This window comes from Ochrobactrum sp. S1502_03 (assembly GCF_044435015.1).
In the GTDB taxonomy this organism is placed as follows: domain Bacteria; phylum Pseudomonadota; class Alphaproteobacteria; order Rhizobiales; family Rhizobiaceae; genus Brucella; species Brucella chromiisoli.
Genome location: NZ_JAYEXN010000023.1, coordinates 1 through 21,487, shown reverse-complemented (window position 1 = coordinate 21,487; position 21,487 = coordinate 1). Strand labels below are relative to the sequence as shown.

Here is a 21,487-nt window from a genome sequence, read left to right as displayed (position 1 = left end):
GCCTGCCGTCAGGCTGCCCCTTATGCATTGCATGATTTGTCTGAATTTTGGATAATGTAGCCAATGTCTGACGCAATTTGGTTGCAAAGATTGGTCTTATGCATCAATGTTTGGCACAAAATGCCAATAATATTTTAAAAAATGGAATTGATAGCCAATGAAGCTGGATGATATCGATAGACGGATCCTTCGCGTACTTCAGCGCAATGGTCGTATCGCCAACAATGATCTGGCGCGTGAGGTGGGCCTGTCGGCGTCACCATGTCTGCGTCGCGTCCGGCTTCTTGAAGATGCGGGCGTAATTGATCGCTATGTTGCGGTGCTTAATCCGGCAAAAATTGGCAAAGGGCTGACTTTTTTCGTGCGCATTCGTCTCGATCAACAAGATGAGGAGACACTGCAAACCTTTGCAAAGGCCATCCTGAAGCTACCGCAGGTGGTTGAGTGCTATTTCATGTTGGGGGATTTTGATGCAATGATCCGCGTTGTAGCGGCTGACATTGAAGACTATCGCCGTTTTCAGTCGGAGCATTTGAGCCGCATCAAAGGCGTGCAAAGCCTCAAGACAGACGTTCCGAGCCAGACGGTTAAGCAGGTTTCCGAAATCCCGGTTTAAATCAAGAAAAAGGCCCGGAATGACCGGGCCGTTTTTCATTTCGTTATGCTGCGAGGGTCGCGCTGTCGATGACAAAGCGGTATTTCACATCACTTTTCAGCATGCGTTCATATGCATCTTCGATGTTCTGGATTGCAATCATTTCAATATCGGCAACAATGCCTTTTTCAGCGCAGAAGTCGAGCATTTCCTGCGTTTCAGCAATGCCTCCGATCAGCGAACCGGCAATCGAGCGACGTTTGAAGATCAGCGTAGCGACATTTGGCGATGGATGCGCATGTTCAGGCACGCCAACCAGTGTCAGGGTGCCATCACGCTTTAAGAGCTGGGTGAAGGCATCGAGATTGTGGCTGGCTGCAACGGTGTTGAGGATAAAGTCAAAGCTGTTGGCGTGTGCCTTCATCTCTTCTTCGTTGCGCGAGACAATTACTTCATCTGCACCGAGCGCCTTGGCGTCTGCGCGCTTGCTTTCGGATGTGGTGAACGCGACTGTATGAGCGCCAAGCGCATGAGCAAGTTTGATGCCCATATGTCCAAGGCCACCAATGCCGACAATGCCGACTTTCATGCCGGGACCAACGCGCCAGTGACGCAGCGGCGACCATGTGGTGATGCCTGCGCAAAGCAGTGGTGCAACGGCAGCAAGCTGTTCCTTAGGATGGTTGATCTTGAGAACGAACTTGTCTTTAACAACGATCTGCTGCGAGTAGCCGCCAAGTGTGTGGCCCGGCGCGTCAGGCGTAGGCGAATTATAGGTGCCCGTGAAGCCGTGTTCGCAATATTGTTCCAGCCCGTCATCGCAGGCATAGCAATGCTGGCAACTATCGACCATGCAGCCAACGCCGACCGTATCGCCGACCTTGAATTTGCTGACATTTGCGCCGACAGCGGTAACGTGGCCGACAATTTCGTGGCCGGGAACGCAAGGATAGACCGTTCCGGCCCATTCCGAACGAACCTGATGCAGATCGGAATGGCAGACACCGCAATAAGCGATTGCGATCTGCACATCGTCTGCACCCGGCGCGCGGCGTGTGATGTCGATCGGTTCAAGTGGCTTGTCACCGGCATAAGCACCATAGGCTTTTACGACCATGTGGTTGCTCCTTGTTGTGGTTGAGACCGGACGCATGCTCACACATGAGGCCAGTCGGAAATCTGTTCTGTTGCCGTTCGTTCTTTCGATGCCAGCATATCCACAAACCTGAACACAGGTTTATGACAATCGGCTGACTTGGCAGGCATTTTAAGATGGGGTGAAGAAGCGAAAAAGGAAGAGCAATATGCCGAATTGGCCATCACGAATGCGTGCGCCGTGTTGCTCAGCTTAAAGCGCCAATCTGGTTTGACGTGCTTTAGGGATGTGGTTGTGCAAAGCCATGGCGTTCGGAAAGGGCCTTGAGGATTGCATCCTTGTCGGAGATGAAGGCGCGTCCTTCATATTCGCCTGTTTGATGGATTGAGCTGTCACCTTGCGCCAATATCAGCAGTGGTAAACACTGGTTTTCCTCACCCACAAGTGCGATTACATCTGGTCTCGGACGCGGCCAGGCGATGCGCATGATCTCGATTTTCTCTCCCAATGCGGGAAATGATGCGAGCACGCCTTCCATCAGCGCACAATGTTCGCAGTAAAAAGTCTGGCCCGGATAGGCCGGATCTTCAAAACCGGGCATTAGAAGAAAAAGCGTGTCTTTGCTCAATGGAAACTCCTGCGCTGCTTTGTTCGTGAAATGATAGGATGATTCTCAGAGCAATTGCGCGTTTCTATTGTGTTTTACTTAATCTCGGTTAGCGCTGCGCGCCCTTGAGAGCACCCACAATCTCATAAAATCTACGCCCTTTGCCCTATGCTCTACCTCTAATTGCGGACGTGGTAGATCGGATTGCTGTAACATTTTCAATGGCATGGTGGAGTAATATCAGAGCGGTAATTGGGGTGAAGTAATCGAGGCATTCTACCTCCGTGCAACACGGAATGATGCTTCATGTTCTTGAACAGACGCATCGTGCTTTGCAAAAACATGCTGTTTTTGGCCCGATGCCATAACTCTTAGAGCGGAGGGACTTATGTCAGCAGATAAAGACCGGCATTCACCGAGCAGTCGCGCGCGACGCCATTTTCTGGGTGCTGCGGCGGGCATGATTGCAAAGGGGTCCGCCCTGGGCGCACTGGTGGCGACTGTATCGTCTTTTCCAGCTCGAGCTCTTGGTACGAAATGGTGGGAGCACGGCGGCGGTTCAGGTTCTAACTGTCTTTTGAAAGGTACACTCATAGAGACCGCGAAGGGGCCGGTTGCGGTAGAAAATCTCGTGATCGGAGATTTCGTCAGGACAGTTGATGGTTCTTTTATGCCCGTTAAGTGGGTCGGCTGGCAAAGCCACCGCAAAGGCGGAGCGGGTTGGAACGAGAACATCATGCCGATCCGTATTGCACGTCATGCGATTGACGGCAAAGCGCCTCGCCGTGATCTCTGTTTGTCTCCAAACCATGCTCTTTTTATTGATGGCGTTTTGATCAGAGCGAAAGATCTCGTCAATGGCCAGTCTATCACGCGCGCTTTAGCACAAAATACCATCGACTATTATAATATTGTGCTCGATAGCCATGCGGTTGTGCTGGCCGAAGGCGCCGCGGTCGAAACCTATTTGATGCGCGGCGAAAGCTACAAAAGCTTTACAAATTTTGCGGAGTATGAGGCTCTTTACAGAGGCGAAGCACGTATCGTTATGCAGTCTTTTGTGCCGATCATTGGCTATGAAGGTGTGCGTGAAAACATAAAGGCATTGCTATGTTTGAGCGGAATTCTGCCGATGTGTGATGTGGTGGAAGAGACATATCAACGCCTTGCAGCAAAAGCCGGGGAGGGTGTGGTTTAAATCCGATCCATCAGCGCATACCATGACAAGGCAACAAATAGCAGTGGGGCACGCAACGTGCGGCCGCCGGGGAAGGCGGGAATGCGCAATTCTTCAAAGAGTTTGAGCTTCTCGCGCTTACCGCTGATCGCGTCCGCATAAAGTCTGCCCATGTAATTGGCGAGCATGACTCCATGGCCGGAGTAACCACCTGCTGAAATAACGCCAGGCATCACTTCACGCACAAATGGCTGGCGCGGCATGGTTATACCAACGGATCCGCCCCATGCGTGTGTAATGTCGACCTTGTCGAGTGCGGGATAGATTTCAGCAATCTGGCGGCGGATATGTTCGCTGATGTCACGCGGATTGTCGGCGGTATAGGCTTCACGGCCTCCGAACAGAAGACGGCCATCCTTTGATTTACGGAAATAACGAACGACGAAGCGCGAGTCATCAACCGACTCACCACCGGGAATGACCGGGCTGTTGTCGCCCAGAGGGGCAGTTGCGCCAATAAAAGAACGGATTGGCATCACGTGAGTTGCACTTGTCGGCTCCAAATCACCGCCGTGCGCATTGACTGCGAGAAACGCTCTCTTTGCTGAAATCGTGCCGCGTGGCGTTTCAACTTCAACGCGACCGCTTGCTGTGGTTATCTTTGTGGCTTTGGTGTTTTCAAAGAGATGCGCACCGGTGGACTGTGCCGCTTTTGCCAGCCCAATCAGCAATTTCAACGGATGGATATGACCGGTGCCCGCATCATAAATCCCGCCATGATAGCGGTTAGAGCCGAGAAGTGTGGCCATTTCGTCGCGTTCAACAAAACGAATATGAGGGTAATTGAAGCGCGTGGCCATCAGTTCCGCATGGGCCTGATAGTGCTTCAGATAACGCGGCTTGTGCGCGGCTGAAATCTGGCCGGGCATATATTCCATATCGATAGAGTGTTCGCGCGCAAAGCCAAGAAGGTAAGCCTTGGCTTCTTCCGCAACATCGAACAGAGCCTTCGCCCGTTCAAAGCCATATTGCTTTTCGAGGTCTTCCGGCCATGTGCGCTGACCGGTGCCGAACTGACCACCATTGCGTCCCGATGCGCCATCGCCAAAGCGTGCCGCTTCGATCAGCACAACGTCGGCTCCCTGTGTGGCCAGATGATAGGCTGCCGAAAGTCCCGTATAACCACCACCAATAACAACGACATCTGCCTGACGGGCACCATCAAGTTCTTCGTATTGCGGTCGCTCTGGAGCGCTCGCTTCGTACCATGAAAAGCCGGGCGAGATTGGGCTTTGATAGGTCATGTGGAACCGGTCAGACGTTGAGCAGAAGGAACTCACGTTCCCACGGGCTGATGACTTCCATGAAAGTCTCGAACTCCGCGCGCTTGATTGCTGCATAAGTGGTGACGAACGAGTTTCCGAAAAGGTTGCGCAATTCCTGATCATTTTCAAAGAGTTGCACAGCTTCTATCAGACCGCGCGGCAGATCGATTTCCTTGGTGTTAACGCTTGTCGATGCAGGTTGATCAGCTTCGATTTTGTTCACCAAACCAATCAACCCGCACGCGAGCGATGCAGCGAGTGCCAGATAAGGGTTGGCATCAGATGAAGGAATGCGATTTTCGACGCGGCGGCTACCGGACTCGGAACGCGGTACACGGAAGGCCGTTGTGCGGTTGTCGTAACCCCATTTCACATTAACCGGCGCCGATGCATCAGGCGTAAGGCGGCGATAAGAGTTAACATAGGGCGCGAACATCACGAGCGCGTTTGGTACATGACGTTGCATGCCGCCGATGAAGTGGCGGAAGGCTTCGCTTTCACTGCCATCTTCGTTGGAGAAGATGTTGCGTCCTGTTTTCTTGTCGACGATCGATTGATGGATATGCATCGCCGAACCCGGCTGGCCTTGAATAGGCTTGGCCATGAAGGTTGCATACATATCATGCTTAAGGGCGGCTTCGCGGATTGTGCGCTTGAACAAAAATACCTGATCGGCCAGCTCAACCGGATCGCCATGGCGCAGATTGATTTCAAGCTGTGCTGCACCTTCTTCGTGGATCAGTGTATCGATCTCAAGGCCCTGACCTTCGGAGAAATGATAGATGTCGTCGATCAGTTCATCAAACTCGTTGACGCCTGCAATTGAATAGCCCTGACCGCCACCAATGGCGCGGCCGGAGCGCCCCACCGGTGGCGTGAGCGGATAATCGGGGTCCGGGTTCTTACGTACCAGATAAAACTCGATTTCCGGTGCAACAACCGGCTTGAGGCCGCGCTTGTTATAGGCAGCAACGACAGAGCGCAGCACATTGCGCGGCGTGAATTCAACCGCGCGTCCATCCTGATAGACCAGGTCGCAGATGACCTGCGCTGTTGCATCCGTTTCCCATGGCACCGAGGAGAGTGTCGAGAGATCAGGCAAAAGCCTGAGATCACCATCATCTTCGGGATATTGAAAACCATGACCGTCTTCAGGATAATCCCCTGAAATGGTCGTCATGAACACAGCAGAAGGCAGAGCAAGCGACGTATTGGAAGTGAACTTCTTTGATGGCATCATCTTGCCACGCGCCACACCCGCCTGATCAGGGGTAATGCATTCGATGTCTTCAATGTCGCGCCATGCCAGCCACTCTGTGGCTTGCTTCCAGTTCTTCACGCCGCGAAGCGATTTGACATAAGCAGGCGTACGGCGACGCGGCGCACGCGCAACCTTCTTTTCCGTCGTATCAGCAGACATCCAACACCAAAAAATGATTTCGTATAGCATCATGATAGCTGGAGCATGATGCGTTGACAAATGAAGCTTTGAACAACAACAACATTAAATATGGGGAGTGATAAATGAGGGGGTATGCACAAACGTGTGGATTGCCATGTTTGCGTAATGTTGGCGCCATGTTTGAGAAAAGAATTCGCGAAAACATGTCTTGAGAGGTTTGCTGGATGCAAAGAACGATCAAAGCGGCTTTGGGAATGGCAGGAAGCGCTTTGTGTATGATGCTCGCCCTGCAAGGACAGGCATCGGCCAAAAGCGAAAAACTCACCTGCATGATCATCCTTAATGCGAATAATGGCGACATCATCTCTAAAGAAGGCGACGTTTGCGATACGCGCAACAGCCCGGCATCAACCTTCAAAGTGCCATTGGCGTTGATGGGGTTTGAAAGCGGCATTCTCGAGGATGCACACACCCCCTCCTGGCCTTACAAGGAAGGTTATCCCGCGTGGCGTGAATCATGGAGGCAATCTGTCGATCCGACCTATTGGGAGGATCAGTCGGTTGTGTGGTTCTCACAAGAGCTGACGCGGAAGCTAGGAAAAGATAAATTTCAAAAATACACAGATCAACTCAATTACGGTAACCGTGACCTAAGTGGCGATCGGGGCAAGAATAACGGCCTTTTACGTTCTTGGATTTCCTCATCATTGCAAATATCACCCAATGAGCAGGCTGATTTTCTCATGAAGATGGTGAATTACAAGTTGCCGTTTTCTGAGGTTGCGATCACCAAAACCATGGAAATTTTGCCAAGTCATCAGCTTTCAAACGGCTGGATGGTCCATGGTAAAACCGGCTCGGCCTTTGAAACAGGCCCTAAAGGCAAGCCAGATCGACGCCGTCAGTTCGGCTGGTATGTCGGATGGGCGGAGAAAGGCGATCAAAAGGTTGTATTCGTGCGTCTCAATCGAAATGTGCTGGCCAGAAAGGGCGGAATGGGTCCGGTGACGCGTGAAGAGCAATGGGCGATATTGGAAAAGGCACTTCAATAATGCGAAATCTGCGCCATCGCTGAGCATATGTAGTTTATTGTGCCCAATTTGGTCTTGTGAACGGCGAAAGAAAAAATCCGAATGAGCTGTGAAGCAGATTGCGTCTTTTGGGCTGCATAGCAGCATCGAAGCATTTAGGCTTCACGCCAGCGCGATCCATTCGCGCGAAGCGGTGTGGGAATAGATTTCCCAAAACCGCCTAGCCAAAAATGTCTGTTGACGCAAAAAAGAACCCGACTGGCAGAGCCAGCCGGGGAGGTCAGTTAAGCTAATCCAACATGAATGGACTGGTATATCAAGTTATAATCCGTTGTTTTTTGCTGATCACGGGTTTCGGGTAACGATAACCGGGATCAAGAGGTCGCCCCAGTTGCCATCTCCCGCATGATGTCGGGCAGAACGAACCAGCTCTACAGAAACACCGGCCTCGACTGCTTTCATAACCGACTGATTGAGACGGTGCAGGTCATTGGCAAGCATACGGATCGCGCTTTGCTGATCGGTGCTCATCGAGGTTGATTGCTCTTCTGCTCTTTCCTTAACGCGTGCAATCGAAGCCATTTTATGTTCCCTTCGTTGTTATTCCGCAGCCGGACGGAACTGCGCTGTTTCGGTGGATTCCTTCATGGCGGTGGTCGAAGACTGGCCGCCGGTGATTGCGAGCGATACGGCATCGAAATAGCCGGTGCCGACTTCGCGTTGGTGTTTGGTCGCGGTGTAGCCGTTGGCTTCTGCTGCAAATTCCGCCTGTTGCAGTTCGGAATAAGCCGCCATCTGACGATCTTTGTAACCACGCGCCAGTTCGAACATGCCGTAGTTGAGCTGATGGAAACCGGCCAGCGTAATGAACTGGAACTTGTATCCCATCGCACCCAGCTCGCGCTGGAACTTGGCAATTGTTGCGTCGTCGAGGTTCATCTTCCAGTTGAACGATGGCGAGCAGTTATAAGCCAGTTTCTTGCCCGGATGAGCCTTCTGCACAGCCTCTGCAAAGCGCTTAGCCTGTTCGAGATCGGGCTTGGATGTTTCCATCCAGATCAGATCGCAATAGGGTGCGTAGGCAATGGCACGGGCGATGCATGGCTCAATGCCGCTTTTCACCTGATAGAAGCCTTCCGCCGTGCGTCCAGCATCGTAATCGACGAATGGCTTATCGCGCTCGTCAATATCCGAGGTCAGAAGCTTGGCGGCTTCTGCATCCGTGCGAGCGATGACCAACGTTGCCGTTCCCATGACATCGGCTGCAAGACGTGCCGCATTGAGGTTGCGGATATGGGCTGCAGTCGGGATCAGAACCTTGCCACCAAGGTGGCCGCACTTCTTTTCAGAGGCCAGCTGGTCTTCATAATGCACGCCAGCAGCACCGGCTTCGATGAAGGCCTTCATGATCTCAAATGCATTCAGCGGTCCGCCGAAGCCTGCTTCCGCATCCGCAACAATTGGTGCAAACCAAGTATCAACCGACAGGCCTTTGCCTTCCGCAGTCTCAATCTGGTCGGCACGCTGCAATGTCTTGTTGATGCGCTTTGCCAGTTCAGGGGCAGCATTGGCCGGATAAAGCGACTGGTCGGGATACATGGCCGATGCCGTGTTTGCATCCGCTGCAACCTGCCAGCCGGACAGATAGATCGCCTTCAAACCAGCACGTACCATCTGCATGGCCTGATTGCCGGAGAGCGCGCCAAGCGCGTTGACGAAATCTTCCTCGTGGATCAGTTTCCACAGACGGTTTGCACCCATCTCGGCCAGCGAATACTTGATCTCCACCGAACCGCGCAGCCTTTTCACATCTTCGGCTGTGTGTGCACGCTCAATGCCGTCAAAGCGGCCTTTGGGTGCCGAAGGGATGAGGCTGTAAAAATCTGTCATTTCGGTGTCTCCTCACACTAAGATTAGGTTCTGGAAGAGCTGATTGTTGTCGCTCTTTCTGTGACCAGATTTACAACCCTATTGCTCGAACAGCTAGAAAAAGCAGTGAAACGGCTGAGAAATTGAGGTAATGCTGTCTGAAAATTGACTGAGGTCATTTGTAAATTTGTAAATCTTGTCAAAATCAAACTTTGCAGCTATTTTGTCATGAATTGTAAATTTCATCATTGCTGACTTGGGAGGCCTCATGAGCGAACGCAAGATCTTTGCTGGTCCACGCATCAGGCGCATCCGCAACGAACGCGGTCTGACGCAGACATCCATGGCCGAGGCGCTTGGTATTTCGCCGTCCTATCTCAATCTGATTGAGCGTAATCAGCGTCCGCTGACGGTGCAGCTCTTGTTGAAGCTTGCCAGTGTTTACAAGCTTGATCTCGACAGCCTTCAGGCTGAAAGCGGAACAACGGTTGCGGGCCTAAAGGAAGTATTTTCCGATCCACTGCTGACGGGAGAATTGCCGGGCGATCAGGAACTGGTGGAGATTGGCGAGGCGGCACCCAATGCCGCCACCGGCATCGTTAAACTCTACCGTGCATACCGCGAGCAACAGCAGCGCCTTTCTGATCTCTCGCAATTGCTTTCGCATGAAGGCAGTGATGCGCAGCTTTCTGCCACGCGATTGCCGCTGGATGAAGTGCGTGATGTTATGGCGCGGCGGCCCAATCATTACCCGCGGATCGAGGAAGAGGCGGAAAGCTTTTATGGTTTGCTGAAACCTGATGGCGACTTGTCAGGTGCGTTGAAAGAATGGCTGCGGCGCGAGCATGGCATTACGGTGCGCACATTGCCCGTTGCAACCATGCCGAACTGGCGCAGACGTTATGACAGGCATTCGCAGCGGCTTTTCATATCGGAGCGATTGTCGCCTTTTGATCAGTTGCAGGAAATTGCCATGGAAGCAGCGCTGATCCGTATGCAAGTAATGATCGGCGCTGAAACAGAAGGGTTAAAGCTCTCGTCCAGTGAAGCAAAGCGCATCGCGCGTTTTGAACTGGCGCGTTATGCGGCACAGGCTTTGATGATGCCTTACCGGCAGTTTCGTGATGCTGCTGTGCGGGCGCGCTATGATATAGACGTGTTGCGTTCACGCTTTGGCGTGTCCTTTCAACAGGCGGCAAACCGACTGACAACGCTTCAGCGGCGGGATAATTCTGCTTTACCGTTTTTTCTGATGGAAATCGATCATGCTGGCAATCGCTTACGCATGGCGGGTGCCGAAGGCTTTCCGGTGCGATTTGGCGGTCAGTGTCCGAAGCTTCCGGTCTATGCAGCATTCACACAGGCGGGGCAGGTGCTGGTGGAGCCAGCCGAATTGCCCGATGGTTCCAGTTTTCTGACGGTTGCGCGAACGCTTGAAGGACCGCAAGGTGCATTTAACGAGCGTCCGCGGCGCACGGCAATTCTCATCGGCTGCTCGCTCGATGCTGCTATAGAGACAGTTTACGGTACAAACAGTGCGTCTCGCACAGAAATAGGCCCCGCTTGCAGGCTTTGTGAACGGCAAGGCTGCATCACCCGTGCCGAGCCGCCGTTGACGCGTCCATTGGGGCTTGATGAAATGGTGGCGGGGCTATCTGCTTTCGATTTCCAGTAGAGCCGCGATATTTTGACTCCGACGGTCTGCAAATGGCGTGGTTCTGCGCTCCCGGTGCTCGTGTACCCAAAGTACACTCCGCTCCGGTTCTCGAACCTCACTATTTTCGCCGCGCCATAGTCAAAATCTCGTTGGCTCTCAGGCGTGGCATCGCAATTTTTATGTTTGTGTTGTCATCAGCCGGTTGACGAATGCTGCACAATCTAAAAAGGTAGAAAATGAAACAGTTTACCCACCCTTAAGCTGTACCGGAAATTACGGTGCAGAATGGAGCACGCGATGAGGATGAAATCCTTTCTTCTGGCGACAACGATGGTCACGACCCTTGTGAGCGCCACCGTATTTCCCGCAAGCGCGCAGGAGCGGGTTGTCAATATTTATAACTGGTCGGATTATATAGACGATTCGATCCTCAAGGATTTTACCAAGGAAACGGGCATTAAGGTCGTTTACGACGTTTATGATTCCAATGAAATTCTTGAAACCAAGCTTCTTGCCGGTGGTAGCGGCTATGATCTTGTTGTGCCATCGGGTGAATTCCTTGGCCGTCAGATCCCGGCTGGTGTGTTCTTGAAGCTCGACAAGGACAAGCTGCCAAACCTCAAGAATATGTGGGATGAAATTTCGACCCGTGCCGCGACCTACGATCCGGGCAACGAATATTCCATAAACTACATGTGGGGCACGACCGGCATTGGCTATAACAAGGCCAAAATCAAGGAAATCCTTGGTACCGATACGATTGACTCTTGGGATGTGCTCTACAACCCGGAGATTTCGGCGAAGCTGAAAGACTGCGGTATTTATCTGCTGGATACATCAAGCGAAATGCTGCGCCCGGCTTTGAATTACCTTGGTCTTGATCCCAATTCCCCTTCACCGGAAGATATGGAAAAGGCGCAGGAGCTTTATCTCAAGATTCGTCCGAATATCCGCAAGTTCCATTCGTCGGAATATATCAACGCGCTGGCGAATGGCGACATTTGCATGGCGGTTGGTTATTCAGGTGACATCTTCCAGGCACGTGATCGTGCCGAGAAGGCAAATCAGGGCGTAGAGATCGGTTATTCGATCCCGAAGGAAGGCGCGCTGATGTGGTTTGACCAGATGGCAATCCCTGCTGACGCAAAACATGTACCTGAAGCGCTTGAATTCATGAATTATATCATGCGCCCGGAAGTTGCAGCGAAAGCATCCAATTTCGTATTCTATGCGAATGGTAACAAGGCTTCGCAGGCGTTCATCGATAAAGATATTCTCGATGATCCAGAAATCTATCCGAGCGAAGAGGTGTTGAAAAAATTGTTTGTGCCAACGCCTTATGACCAGAAAACTCAGCGTTATGTTACGCGGGCCTGGACCAAGATCGTCACAGGTCAGTAACAGTTGGATAATAAGACGGTTTTGAACGTCTGATCGGGTTTGGTCCCGTCAAATTGTTAAGAGCGGCTCACTGTTCATACAGGAGGGCCGCTCTACGTCTTAATATAGTCGTTTAGTGGCAGGCTGTGCCTGTGAATGCAGGTTCCTGATAAGTCGATAGGGGAACGGAATGGAATCTTTTGGCAGCTTTCGCCGCAAATTTGCACCCTGGAATGATCCGGCGGCGAAGCCTTTCATCTCTTTTGAGAATGTGACCAAGATTTTCGGCGATTTTACCGCGGTTGATGATCTGTCGCTCAATGTTTTCAATCGCGAGTTTTTCTCGCTCTTAGGTGCTTCCGGCTGCGGCAAGACCACATTGATGCGCATGTTGGCGGGTTTTGAGGAGCCGACATCGGGGCGCATTACGCTCGATGGTCAGGATTTGCGCGGCATTCCTCCCTATAAGCGACCGGTCAATATGATGTTTCAGTCCTATGCACTGTTCCCGCATATAACGGTAGAAAACAACATTGCTTTTGGGCTCAAGCAGGACGGCATGGCGAAATCGGAAATCGATGCGCGTGTCGCTGAAATGCTCAAACTTGTGAAGCTGGAAAAGTTTGGCAAGCGCAAGCCGCATCAGCTTTCTGGTGGGCAGCGCCAGCGCGTGGCGTTGGCGCGTGCTGTTGCCAAGCGTCCGAAAGTGCTGCTGCTGGATGAGCCGCTGGGTGCGCTCGACAAGAAGCTGCGCGAAGAAACCCAGTTCGAATTGATGGATTTACAGGTCAAGCTCGGTCTTACCTTCATGGTCGTCACCCATGATCAGGAAGAAGCCATGACCATGTCTGATCGTATCGCTGTCATGGATAAGGGTCGCATTATGCAGGTGGCAACACCGGCAGAAGTTTATGAGGCGCCGCGTTCAAAGTTCGTGGCCGACTTCATTGGTAATGTGAACATCATCGAAGGTGAAGTGGTCAAGGCCGCCAATGGTGAGGCTGAAATCGCCACGGAAAAATTTGGCTTTCATATCCACACTGAAACGCGCGAGCAGCTCAATGCCGGTCAGAAGGTTTGGTATGCGGTGCGTCCTGAAAAGACACGCATTACCCGCGAAAAGCCGGAAGAGACCGCTGTCAACGCGGTTGAGGGTGAGCTTTGGGATATTGCCTATTTTGGCGATATGACGGTTTTCCACGTCCGCCTCGACAATGGTCGCACCATCAAGGCTGCAAGCCTGAATGCTGTGCGCAAGACGGAAAATCCGCTGACCTATGATGAGCGCGTATGGGTTTCGTTTGATACCGATGCCGGTCTGGTGCTGACGGCCTGAGGAGGGGAAGCACATGCAAAAGCTGATCGCTTCCATAACCAGTCGCCTCGTGATCGCAGTCCCTTATCTGTGGCTGCTGATCTTCTTTCTGGTTCCGTTTTTTATTGTCTTCAAGATTTCGCTTTCCGAAGTCACGATGGCAATACCGCCTTATCAGCCAGTTATTGATTTGACGCAGGGCTTTGGTCTTGCATGGGAGCGCGTGAAGCAGCTTTCTATCGATAACTATCTCTGGCTGATGGATGATCCGCTTTATTATATGGCGTATCTTTCCAGCGTGCGGATTGCGGCAATCTCGACATTTCTGACATTGCTCGTCGCTTATCCGATGGCTTATGGCATGGCGCGGGCACCGCAAAGTCTGCGACCGACATTGCTTATGCTGGTCATCCTGCCGTTCTGGACATCGTTCCTGATCCGCGTTTATGCGTGGATTGGTATCCTCAAGCCGGAAGGTCTGCTCAACCAGTTTTTGATGTGGCTGAATATCATCGATACGCCACTCAACATTCTGAACACGGAAACGGCAATCTTCATTGGTATCGTTTATTCTTATCTGCCGTTCATGATTCTGCCGATTTATTCGTCACTCGAAAAAATGGATTATTCGCTGATCGAAGCGGCGCAGGATCTCGGCTGTACTGCATTTTCAGCTTTCTGGAAGATCACCTTTCCACTATCGCTTGCAGGCGTCGTGGCGGGGTGTTTCCTTGTATTCATTCCGGCTGTTGGTGAATTCGTGATCCCCGATCTTCTTGGCGGATCGCAGACGCTGATGATTGGTAAGACAATCTGGAGTGAGTTCTTCTCCAATCGCGACTGGCCGGTATCTTCGGCTGTGGCCGTGGTTCTGCTGCTCCTGCTTATCGTGCCGATCGTGATTTTCCAGCAGGTGCAGGCGCGCCAGCAGGAGAAGGGGAAATAACATGCAAAACAATTGGTCACGTTTTAATATTGTCTCGGTGTCGCTTGGCTTTGCTTTTCTTTATCTGCCGATTGTTCTGCTGGTCATCTATTCGTTCAACGAATCCCGCCTCGTCACTGTCTGGGCGGGCTTCTCGACCAAATGGTATGTGGAGCTGTTCCGCAATCAGGCGCTGATGGATGCGGCATGGGTGACGATCCGCGTCGGGCTTTTGTCTGCGACGATTGCAACCGTGCTTGGAACGCTGGCCGCACTTGCACTCACGCGCTACACGCGGTTTCGCGGGCGAATTCTGTTCTCGGGCATGGTCTACGCGCCGCTGGTCATGCCGGATGTCATCACCGGCCTTTCGCTGTTACTTTTGTTCGTGGCGATGAATTTTGACCGTGGTTTCTGGACGGTTACGCTTGCGCATATCACCTTCTCGATGTGCTTTGTGGCCGTTGTCGTGCAGTCGCGTCTGGTGAGTTTTGATCGGTCGCTGGAAGAAGCGGCAATGGATCTTGGCGCGCCACCCGTGACAACATTCATGAAAATCACATTGCCAGTTATTCTGCCTGCCGTTGTTTCCGGCTGGATGCTGGCTTTCACCCTTTCACTCGATGATCTGGTGATTGCAAGCTTCACCTCTGGTCCGGGTGCAACCACACTGCCGATGAAGATTTACTCTCAGGTGCGGCTTGGTGTGACACCGGAAATCAACGCGGTCTGCACTATCCTGATTGCACTGGTGGCGACGGGCGTGATCATTGCTTCGGTTGTCAACAAGCGTCGCGAAGTGCAGCGCCGCCGTGATGAGCAAGCCGCATTCCGCATGGGATGATGATCATAAGGAGAGGGGCTTACTGCCCCGTTCCGCTTCCTGTCGATGATGGGGAGATAAAGGGCCGATCCCAGGAGCCGCCAACAAAGAAATGCAGCGGTGGCTTCGCGGGCGTGGTCTCGGCAAGTTGTCCATCCGTATTCTGCGGCTGCGGCTGGTTATCGGGGAAGATGACTTCGCCGCTTAATGCCAGACTGCGGTCAACAAATGGAACAATACCAGCCAGATTGAGCGTGCCATCATTCGTGGCAAGACGCGCATTCTCCAGCGTTGCCACGCCATCGGAAAGATTTGCCTTGAGGTCGAGGCGATTGAAGGCAAGAGAGACGTTTTCCTGCCGTTCAAGCGCAAAGAAACCTTGGCTCTGCGCTTTTGTCAAAAAATCCTGAACCGAAAAGCCTTGCATTTGCCCGTTGTTAAGCTGAACGGAGACATTGCCCTGCGCGCTGTTCAGAAGCGCTGACCAACGGTTGGCTGGCGCTTTCATAAACAGTGAAACATTACCCTTGCCATTGACGAATGGCTTGTCAAAGCCGAGCGCTGCAAAAAGCTGCGAGCTGTCAATGTCGGATGCGTTGAACCGCAATTCACCACTGGCGGTCTTCAGGTCGCGAACAATCTGCAGATTGGCCTGAATAATGCCGTTAAAGGCTTTGGCATCACCAATATCGAACATCGCGCGACCGCCTCTGATCTGTACGGCCGCTGCAACGCTGGTTAATGATACCGGACCTGCGGTGGCGGCTTGCGCCGAAAGACGCAGGTCAAGCTCAGCCCGGTCGATGAAGCTCGTATTGATATTGTCCTGCTCGCTTTGATTCCGTACGCTCGGAGAGCGAGGCTGATTGACGGGCAGCGGCACGAAGATGGAGAACAACCGTCGCAGATCAAGCTTATCGAAGGCGAGGGTGCCGGTAACCGCAGGCGTGTCCTGCTCAAAGCCAATTTCAATCACACCCTTGGCCGGGCTTTCATCCGTTGTCATTTCGACATTATCGAATTTCAGCCGCTTCGGCGTTGATGTAATGGTTGAATCAAGGGAAAAAGCCCCGATTTCGGTGCTGCCGGCGACGGGTGGCAGGCCGAGCCAGCGAACACTGTTGCTGAGCGAGGGCGTTTTTGCACTCAACGCGCCCTCAAAGAAGCGATCATTGGAAATATTGGCCTTGCCCTCAAAGGTAATATTGAGGGGTGTGGATGTGAAGCTTGCGTTCACGTCAGAGGTGCCACCGGCAAGAAGCGACAATGCTTGACCGGCGGTGACATTGAATTGGGTGGCCTCGCCCCGCCATTGCGCACTTCCGCGCAAGGTTGCCGCACTTGATGTTCGCGGCCATTCAAGCGTGGCGTTCAACTTTGTAATCTGCTGCTCTTCCTTCGAAGCCTCCTGCTCGTCGGGATGATTAAATGAGACCGTACCATCACGGATCACAACGCGGCCAAAAGGTTGCGATGCCTGTTGTGCGGCAAGCGCTTTGTCATTGGCGCCGTTTTGCTGCAAAGCGCGTTGCGCGCGGATGGCCGTGCCGAGGCGCCCGCTGGAGTTGGCAATCGCATCAAGCAGACCGGAAAAATTATCGACCGGTCCACCAATATTGAAATGCGGCCTTACAATCTGCGTTTCAGAGAAAGACAAACGCCCCATAAGTGCATCGAGTGGGGAAAGTTCAACTTCAATCCGGTTGGCACTCATGAAGGGCTTGGAACCCTGATCTGAAACCTTACTCAGTGTGACACCATCAAGTGAAGCGCGTAACACCGGAAATACCCGCAAACGCGGTGCTTCACGCAGCTCGACGCTATAGCCGGTCCAGGCACTGATTTCCTGGGCAACGCGAATACGGATCGCATCTGTGGAAACGATAAAAGGAACGATTGCGAGCAACGTTGCTGCTGCTGCCGCACCAAGAATGATGAGCGCAATAATAAGGCGCGTAAATCTGGGCCAGCGCATCAACCATCCTATCAGTGACATATAATCCGTAATCTATCTCAGCATTATAGCACAGCATAGCCACCTATGCTGATTCCAACATATGGTTAGTTCATCAATGCAAAAACCGGTAATGATTTTTGAAAGCTGGAATCATAGATTTAGGGATTTAATCTGCCAGAACGCGTGTTGGCGGAAAGATGATTTCGACAACTGTGCCCTGACCCGGTGTCGAATCGATTGCAAATTGTGCGCGATTGGCCTCAACCATCGCCTTTGTCAGCGGCAGTCCGAGGCCTGTGCCTTCGTTGCGCCAGTCCTTCGCATTTTCTGCCTGCCTGCGTTGCATGGCATTGACCTGACGGAAAGGTTTGAGCGCCTGCTGAACTTCCGCTTTTGTCATGCCAACGCCTGTATCGCGCACGCGCATAACGACATCGCCGTTCAATTCGTAATTTGTTGAGACGATGACCTGTCCGCCGGTCGATGTGAAGCGAACAGCGTTGGAAAGCAGGTTGAGCGCGACCTGTTTGATCGAGCGTGCGTCTGCGACAATATCCGGCAGGTTCGACTGGAAGCTCGAGCGGATAATCACGCGCTCACGATTGGCCTGCGGCTGCATCAATGCAATGGCCTCGCCAATCGCGTCATTGAGCGAAACCGCTTCAAACTGCATATCCAGACCACCCGCTTCGATCTTGGATATATCGAGCAGATCATTGACCAGCGCCAGCACATGGTTGCCGGAACGATTGATATCCCGCAGATAATCGCGATAGCGGTCATTGCCGACAGGTCCGAATTTCTCATCCGCCATCAGCTCCGAAAAACCGATGATCGCATTGAGCGGCGTGCGGATTTCGTGGCTGATACGGGCCAGAAACTCGGTCTTCTGGCTGGATGCACGCTCGGCTTCCTTGCGTGCTTTGGTCAGTTCTTCTTCAGTGCGCTTCCATTGTGTGATGTCACGAAGAACGGCGCAGTAACCGCTTGTGTGCGGTAGTTTGCCGATGGTCATATACAGCGGAATAAAGCCGCCTTGCGCTTCCCTGCCGATCACTTCGCGGCCGTCATTGAGCACACTGAGAACACCGTTGTCAGAAAGCCCGTGCAGATAATCCATCGCAGCACGCTGGCTTTCAATGGCAAAAAGCATTGAGAAGAATTTGCCTTCTGTATCTTTATGATCATAACCAAAAAGCGCAGCCGCTGAATGGTTCATCGAACGAATGCGGCCTTCCGGCTCAATGAGCACAACGCCGTCAGTGGCTGTGTCGAGGATGATCTTGAGTTCTTCCACATTGGCTTGAAGCGCTTGCTTCTCAGCGAGATCGGCGCTTGGCGTTTCTGCTGGCCCGGTCACCTCTGCAAGTGTAGGAGCCACAGGCATCAGGCTCAACATGAGCGCACGACCATCACGCCAGCCAATGGCGTTGAGATGAGCCTCTACGGGCTGTTCGCTGCCATCCGCACGTCGCAGAACCATGCCCTGGGAATTTCCGCCATCTTCGTTGTCGCTGTTGAACAAAGCTTCCACACCACCGGCATGATGAATGTCTTGCAGCGTTGCATAGCCTGTCAGGTCAAGAAGTGCCTGATTAACATAATGAATTTCGTCGCCGGAATGAATGATGACCGGGATAGGCAGATTGGCGAGAAGCGTTGTTTCGTCGGAAGCATGCTTCTGTTCGGTCTTGGCGGCATGCTGCGTCTCGTCCGCTGGTTTGGGATTTTCAGACACAAGCGCTACAACCGCTGAATGCTCCGCCGCAGGCTGCTCGCCGTCTTGCCTGGAATTGGCCAGTCCCTGCTTGCGCAAACGATCTGCAATCTCGCGAAATGCGCTGCGTTCCGTAGCAGTCAGCCCGCCCTCTGGGCGCTGTTCCTTGTTTTTGCTGTGCTTTGCCTGATCCGCTTCCACTTTTCCGCGTGCGGCAGCATTGAGCAGCTCAATGATCTTATCTGACTCGCGGCGCCCCGCGTTCGGTGTCAGCTCAAATGGCAACGTTGGCGAGGCAGGGGTCGGATGCCCGGCTCCGATTCGATCATCATTGGCAACTTCCTCTGAAAGCGCCAATATATCATCTTCATCATCCGCGTTCAGCATATCCTGTATCGTCGGCGCGGCGTCCCGTTTCTGCGGAACGCCACCAGCAAGCACCAGACCGATTGCCTCTGGATCCTCTTCCGCATCTTCCGGGCGCACAAGGCCAAACCCACGGAAGCCAATGAATTCGCGGTCGCGCGAATATACGGGCAGGGCTGCAAGCTCTACCGGTACACGCAGCTGCGTTCCTTCAACAGGCCAGAGCAGTTTCTTGCCAGACCACGTGTCTCGCTTTTGCAGCAGTGACGCGATGCTGCAATCCGTATCAAAGCCGAAAACCTTTGCTACCTCCGAAAAGCGTCTGCCAATGACGTCTGCCGCATTCGGCCCAATGATGACGCCAAGCTCCGGCGAAACCTCGGTAAATGAACCTGCTGCATCTGTTTTCCAGATGAACCGGGCAGGCGCGCCTTTTTCATCGAATGCAAAGCTTTTGGGCTCTACTTTCTTTTCCACAGCGGCATCGGCTGTTGGAGCTCTCTGTTTATCGCTTGTTTTGGCAACCGCTTCCCCGACGATGCATACCAGATGCAGGGCAGGATGATCGGAAAGCCGGGCAATCGCACCGGGTACCGAGTGTTTGCCCGCACGAATGCGGCGTTTCACGACACGGTCGCTGGCGTCGCCTGCTTCAATGATAAGGTCTTCAAGGGTTGAGACAGAAATATCCAGCGTAGAAAAACCTGGGCTTGCGGCGATGATTTTTGCGTCTCCCTCAATGAGGGCGACATGGGTTTCTTCATCACTGATGCCAGAAATAATCGTTTCGGGCGAAGCATTGTGGTTTTCGACTGTGAGCAGCGTGGCTTTTACACCATCTGGCATTGTCAGTTGTGAAACCTGAAGACGGGTGAGTTCGGAGCGCATGCCTGAGCTAAGGCGTACTGCAACAATATGCGGTTCGCCGTCTTTAGGGCTGCTGGAGCCTGCGATCTGGCGACGGGTTGCGACGGGTAGTTCGAGCTTGCCGCCGATAATGTCTTCGATATGCTCAAAACCGAATAGCTTGGCGCCGGGGCCATTGATCCACAGAACAGTCGACAGGTCGTGCGTCAGCACGAGCTGCGCATCGCCTTTTATAAAGCCTTCGCGGATTTGATCCAGCGCAGCAATATTGATGAAGGGGTATGATCCTGACATACCGGTCCTTTACCTGTTCTTCCGACCACCCAAAGTGCTCTTTAATTATATGTTAATAAGCTGCTTGCGGGTTCGGGTCTACATTCCCGTTCGATATGGACCTGACTTTCTGTTCCATTAGTTAATAGAGGCGTGGTAATTTTAAGTGTCAGCTCATTTACGAGCTTTGTGCACAAGCATGCATAAAACATGGTAACCAGAATGCATCCAATTTTAACGATTGGGGTGTTTGCGTTAACAAACGGGGATTTCTTCAACAAAGATCATTTTAATGACTTGCAATATGGATCGATTCTCCGTATGTGACCCCCTGTCAGCGGACGCCGTAAGTGAGTTCGTTGAGATTTAGGTACGCGGTCGTAGCTCAGTTGGTTAGAGCGCAGGATTGTGGCTCCTGAGGTCGGTGGTTCGAATCCACCCGTCCGTACCATCTAATCTAAAATCACATCAATTCCGGGTCTTTGCGCTCTATTTTGAGTGTAACGTTTCTGTTTGGAACCAAATCCTCCATTGATCATTTGCCTATTGTATAGGTTTCGAGGCAGGAGGAGGTTTGATCCGTGAAACAGCTAAACCCGGATGAAGCAAGGCAGGGCCGGGAGGGGAAGCCGGTTCTTATCATTTTGCTGATCAGTCTTGTTGCGGCTGCGGTAGTCTGGGTGCTCGTTGAAATATTTGGCAGCGTCATTGCGCCTGAAGTGCCTTCCAACAGTGAGCGTTCCGTTTCTCCTGCTGCAACGCAAACTAAGCCGCCAGCATCAGCAGAATGATCCGAGCAGATATCTGCCGTCTTTTAAGGGCGGCTTAGTGATTGCTCGATGAGCCATGAAAAAGTGTTGCCGAATAAACCGTGTTTTGAGCTTGAAAGTTATCTTGATAATTTTCCAATGCAATTTTCAGAGAGCACAAAAATTGCATTGAAAGTATGTGAGCTCGTAGTGGAAACGCCAAGTTTATATTTTTTGAAACGTGCTCAACTGTTCTCTAAGTGCCCGACTCAAAATTCAAGCTTTGCGATACGGCGTGTCATTCGCCTGATGGATGCTATGAACATCCATGCCTCTGCTGAGGCGATAGAGGCTTC

Annotated in this window: 18 protein-coding genes and 1 tRNA gene; 11 read left to right on the top strand and 8 right to left on the bottom strand. The window is 52.4% G+C overall.

The window, feature by feature from the left end; genetic code table 11:
* The first annotated feature begins 157 nt into the window (after positions 1-157).
* Complete coding sequence (locus VBH83_RS14130; protein WP_265984413.1) at positions 158-616, top strand: Lrp/AsnC family transcriptional regulator; 459 nt, start codon at positions 158-160, stop codon at positions 614-616.
* Between the two features lie 43 nt (positions 617-659).
* On the opposite strand, the gene VBH83_RS14125 is transcribed toward VBH83_RS14130, so the two are convergent.
* Both VBH83_RS14125 and VBH83_RS14120 read right to left on the bottom strand, forming a co-directional pair.
* On the bottom strand, positions 660-1,712 hold the full coding sequence (locus tag VBH83_RS14125; RefSeq protein WP_396998301.1) for an NAD(P)-dependent alcohol dehydrogenase: 1,053 nt from the start codon (positions 1,710-1,712) through the stop codon (positions 660-662).
* 259 nt (positions 1,713-1,971) lie between these two features.
* Positions 1,972-2,319, bottom strand: a complete 348-nt coding sequence (locus VBH83_RS14120) for a DUF3088 domain-containing protein (protein WP_265984410.1) — start codon at positions 2,317-2,319, stop codon at positions 1,972-1,974.
* Positions 2,320-2,686: 367 nt separating this feature from the next.
* Here VBH83_RS14120 and VBH83_RS14115 point away from each other — a divergent pair, with 367 nt between their 5' ends.
* Positions 2,687-3,496 (top strand): Hint domain-containing protein, encoded by an 810-nt coding sequence (locus VBH83_RS14115; protein WP_265984408.1) that lies wholly within the window; start codon positions 2,687-2,689, stop codon positions 3,494-3,496.
* Here the strand turns inward: VBH83_RS14115 and VBH83_RS14110 are convergent.
* Positions 3,493-4,779 (bottom strand): FAD-binding oxidoreductase, encoded by a 1,287-nt coding sequence (locus VBH83_RS14110; protein WP_265984405.1) that lies wholly within the window; start codon positions 4,777-4,779, stop codon positions 3,493-3,495. The genes VBH83_RS14115 and VBH83_RS14110 overlap by 4 nt on opposite strands.
* Positions 4,780-4,789: 10 nt before the next feature.
* Positions 4,790-6,220 (bottom strand): glutamine synthetase family protein, encoded by a 1,431-nt coding sequence (locus tag VBH83_RS14105; protein ID WP_265984404.1) that lies wholly within the window; start codon positions 6,218-6,220, stop codon positions 4,790-4,792.
* A 206-nt stretch (positions 6,221-6,426) separates the two neighbouring features.
* Here VBH83_RS14105 and blaOXA point away from each other — a divergent pair, with 206 nt between their 5' ends.
* Positions 6,427-7,254 carry a class D beta-lactamase gene (gene blaOXA / locus VBH83_RS14100; RefSeq protein WP_265984403.1) on the top strand — a complete coding sequence of 276 codons (828 nt, stop codon included), beginning with the start codon at positions 6,427-6,429 and terminating at the stop codon, positions 7,252-7,254.
* Between the two features lie 324 nt (positions 7,255-7,578).
* Here the strand turns inward: blaOXA and VBH83_RS14095 are convergent, their stop codons facing one another.
* Together VBH83_RS14095 and aceA are read right to left on the bottom strand one after the other, a co-directional pair.
* A complete protein-coding gene (locus tag VBH83_RS14095; protein ID WP_265984401.1) occupies positions 7,579-7,815 on the bottom strand; it encodes a hypothetical protein in 237 nt (78 codons plus the stop codon).
* An 18-nt stretch (positions 7,816-7,833) separates the two neighbouring features.
* A complete protein-coding gene (gene aceA / locus VBH83_RS14090) occupies positions 7,834-9,123 on the bottom strand; it encodes an isocitrate lyase (RefSeq protein ID WP_396998297.1) in 1,290 nt (429 codons plus the stop codon).
* Between the two features lie 247 nt (positions 9,124-9,370).
* On the opposite strand from aceA, the gene VBH83_RS14085 reads away from it, so the two are divergent.
* The 5 genes from VBH83_RS14085 (at position 9,371) to VBH83_RS14065 (ending at position 15,223) form a co-directional block, all read left to right on the top strand.
* Positions 9,371-10,777, top strand: a complete 1,407-nt coding sequence (locus tag VBH83_RS14085) for an XRE family transcriptional regulator (protein ID WP_265984399.1) — start codon at positions 9,371-9,373, stop codon at positions 10,775-10,777.
* A gap of 279 nt (positions 10,778-11,056) precedes the next feature.
* Positions 11,057-12,160, top strand: a complete 1,104-nt coding sequence (locus VBH83_RS14080) for a polyamine ABC transporter substrate-binding protein (protein ID WP_265984397.1) — start codon at positions 11,057-11,059, stop codon at positions 12,158-12,160.
* A 169-nt stretch (positions 12,161-12,329) separates the two neighbouring features.
* Positions 12,330-13,475: an ABC transporter ATP-binding protein gene (locus VBH83_RS14075; RefSeq protein WP_265984396.1), complete on the top strand. Its 1,146-nt coding sequence runs from the start codon at positions 12,330-12,332 to the stop codon at positions 13,473-13,475.
* 13 nt (positions 13,476-13,488) lie between these two features.
* Positions 13,489-14,400, top strand: coding sequence for an ABC transporter permease subunit (locus VBH83_RS14070; RefSeq protein ID WP_396998294.1), 912 nt, complete (start codon positions 13,489-13,491; stop codon positions 14,398-14,400).
* Between the two features lies 1 nt (position 14,401).
* Positions 14,402-15,223: an ABC transporter permease gene (locus VBH83_RS14065; protein ID WP_265984394.1), complete on the top strand. Its 822-nt coding sequence runs from the start codon at positions 14,402-14,404 to the stop codon at positions 15,221-15,223.
* Between the two features lie 19 nt (positions 15,224-15,242).
* On the opposite strand, the gene VBH83_RS14060 is transcribed toward VBH83_RS14065, so the two are convergent.
* Together VBH83_RS14060 and VBH83_RS14055 are read right to left on the bottom strand one after the other, a co-directional pair.
* Complete coding sequence (locus VBH83_RS14060) at positions 15,243-17,177, bottom strand: AsmA family protein (RefSeq protein WP_396998292.1); 1,935 nt, start codon at positions 17,175-17,177, stop codon at positions 15,243-15,245.
* A 148-nt stretch (positions 17,178-17,325) separates the two neighbouring features.
* A complete protein-coding gene (locus tag VBH83_RS14055; RefSeq protein ID WP_265984392.1) occupies positions 17,326-20,403 on the bottom strand; it encodes a PAS domain-containing hybrid sensor histidine kinase/response regulator in 3,078 nt (1,025 codons plus the stop codon).
* A 353-nt stretch (positions 20,404-20,756) separates the two neighbouring features.
* On the opposite strand from VBH83_RS14055, the gene VBH83_RS14050 reads away from it, so the two are divergent.
* The 3 genes from VBH83_RS14050 to VBH83_RS14040 all read left to right on the top strand — a co-directional run.
* A tRNA-His gene (locus VBH83_RS14050) sits at positions 20,757-20,833 on the top strand.
* Positions 20,834-20,963: 130 nt separating this feature from the next.
* Positions 20,964-21,173: a hypothetical protein gene (locus VBH83_RS14045; RefSeq protein ID WP_265984390.1), complete on the top strand. Its 210-nt coding sequence runs from the start codon at positions 20,964-20,966 to the stop codon at positions 21,171-21,173.
* A 48-nt stretch (positions 21,174-21,221) separates the two neighbouring features.
* Positions 21,222-21,487 (top strand): hypothetical protein (locus VBH83_RS14040; RefSeq protein ID WP_396998289.1); only part of this gene is annotated, 266 nt, incomplete at its 3' end.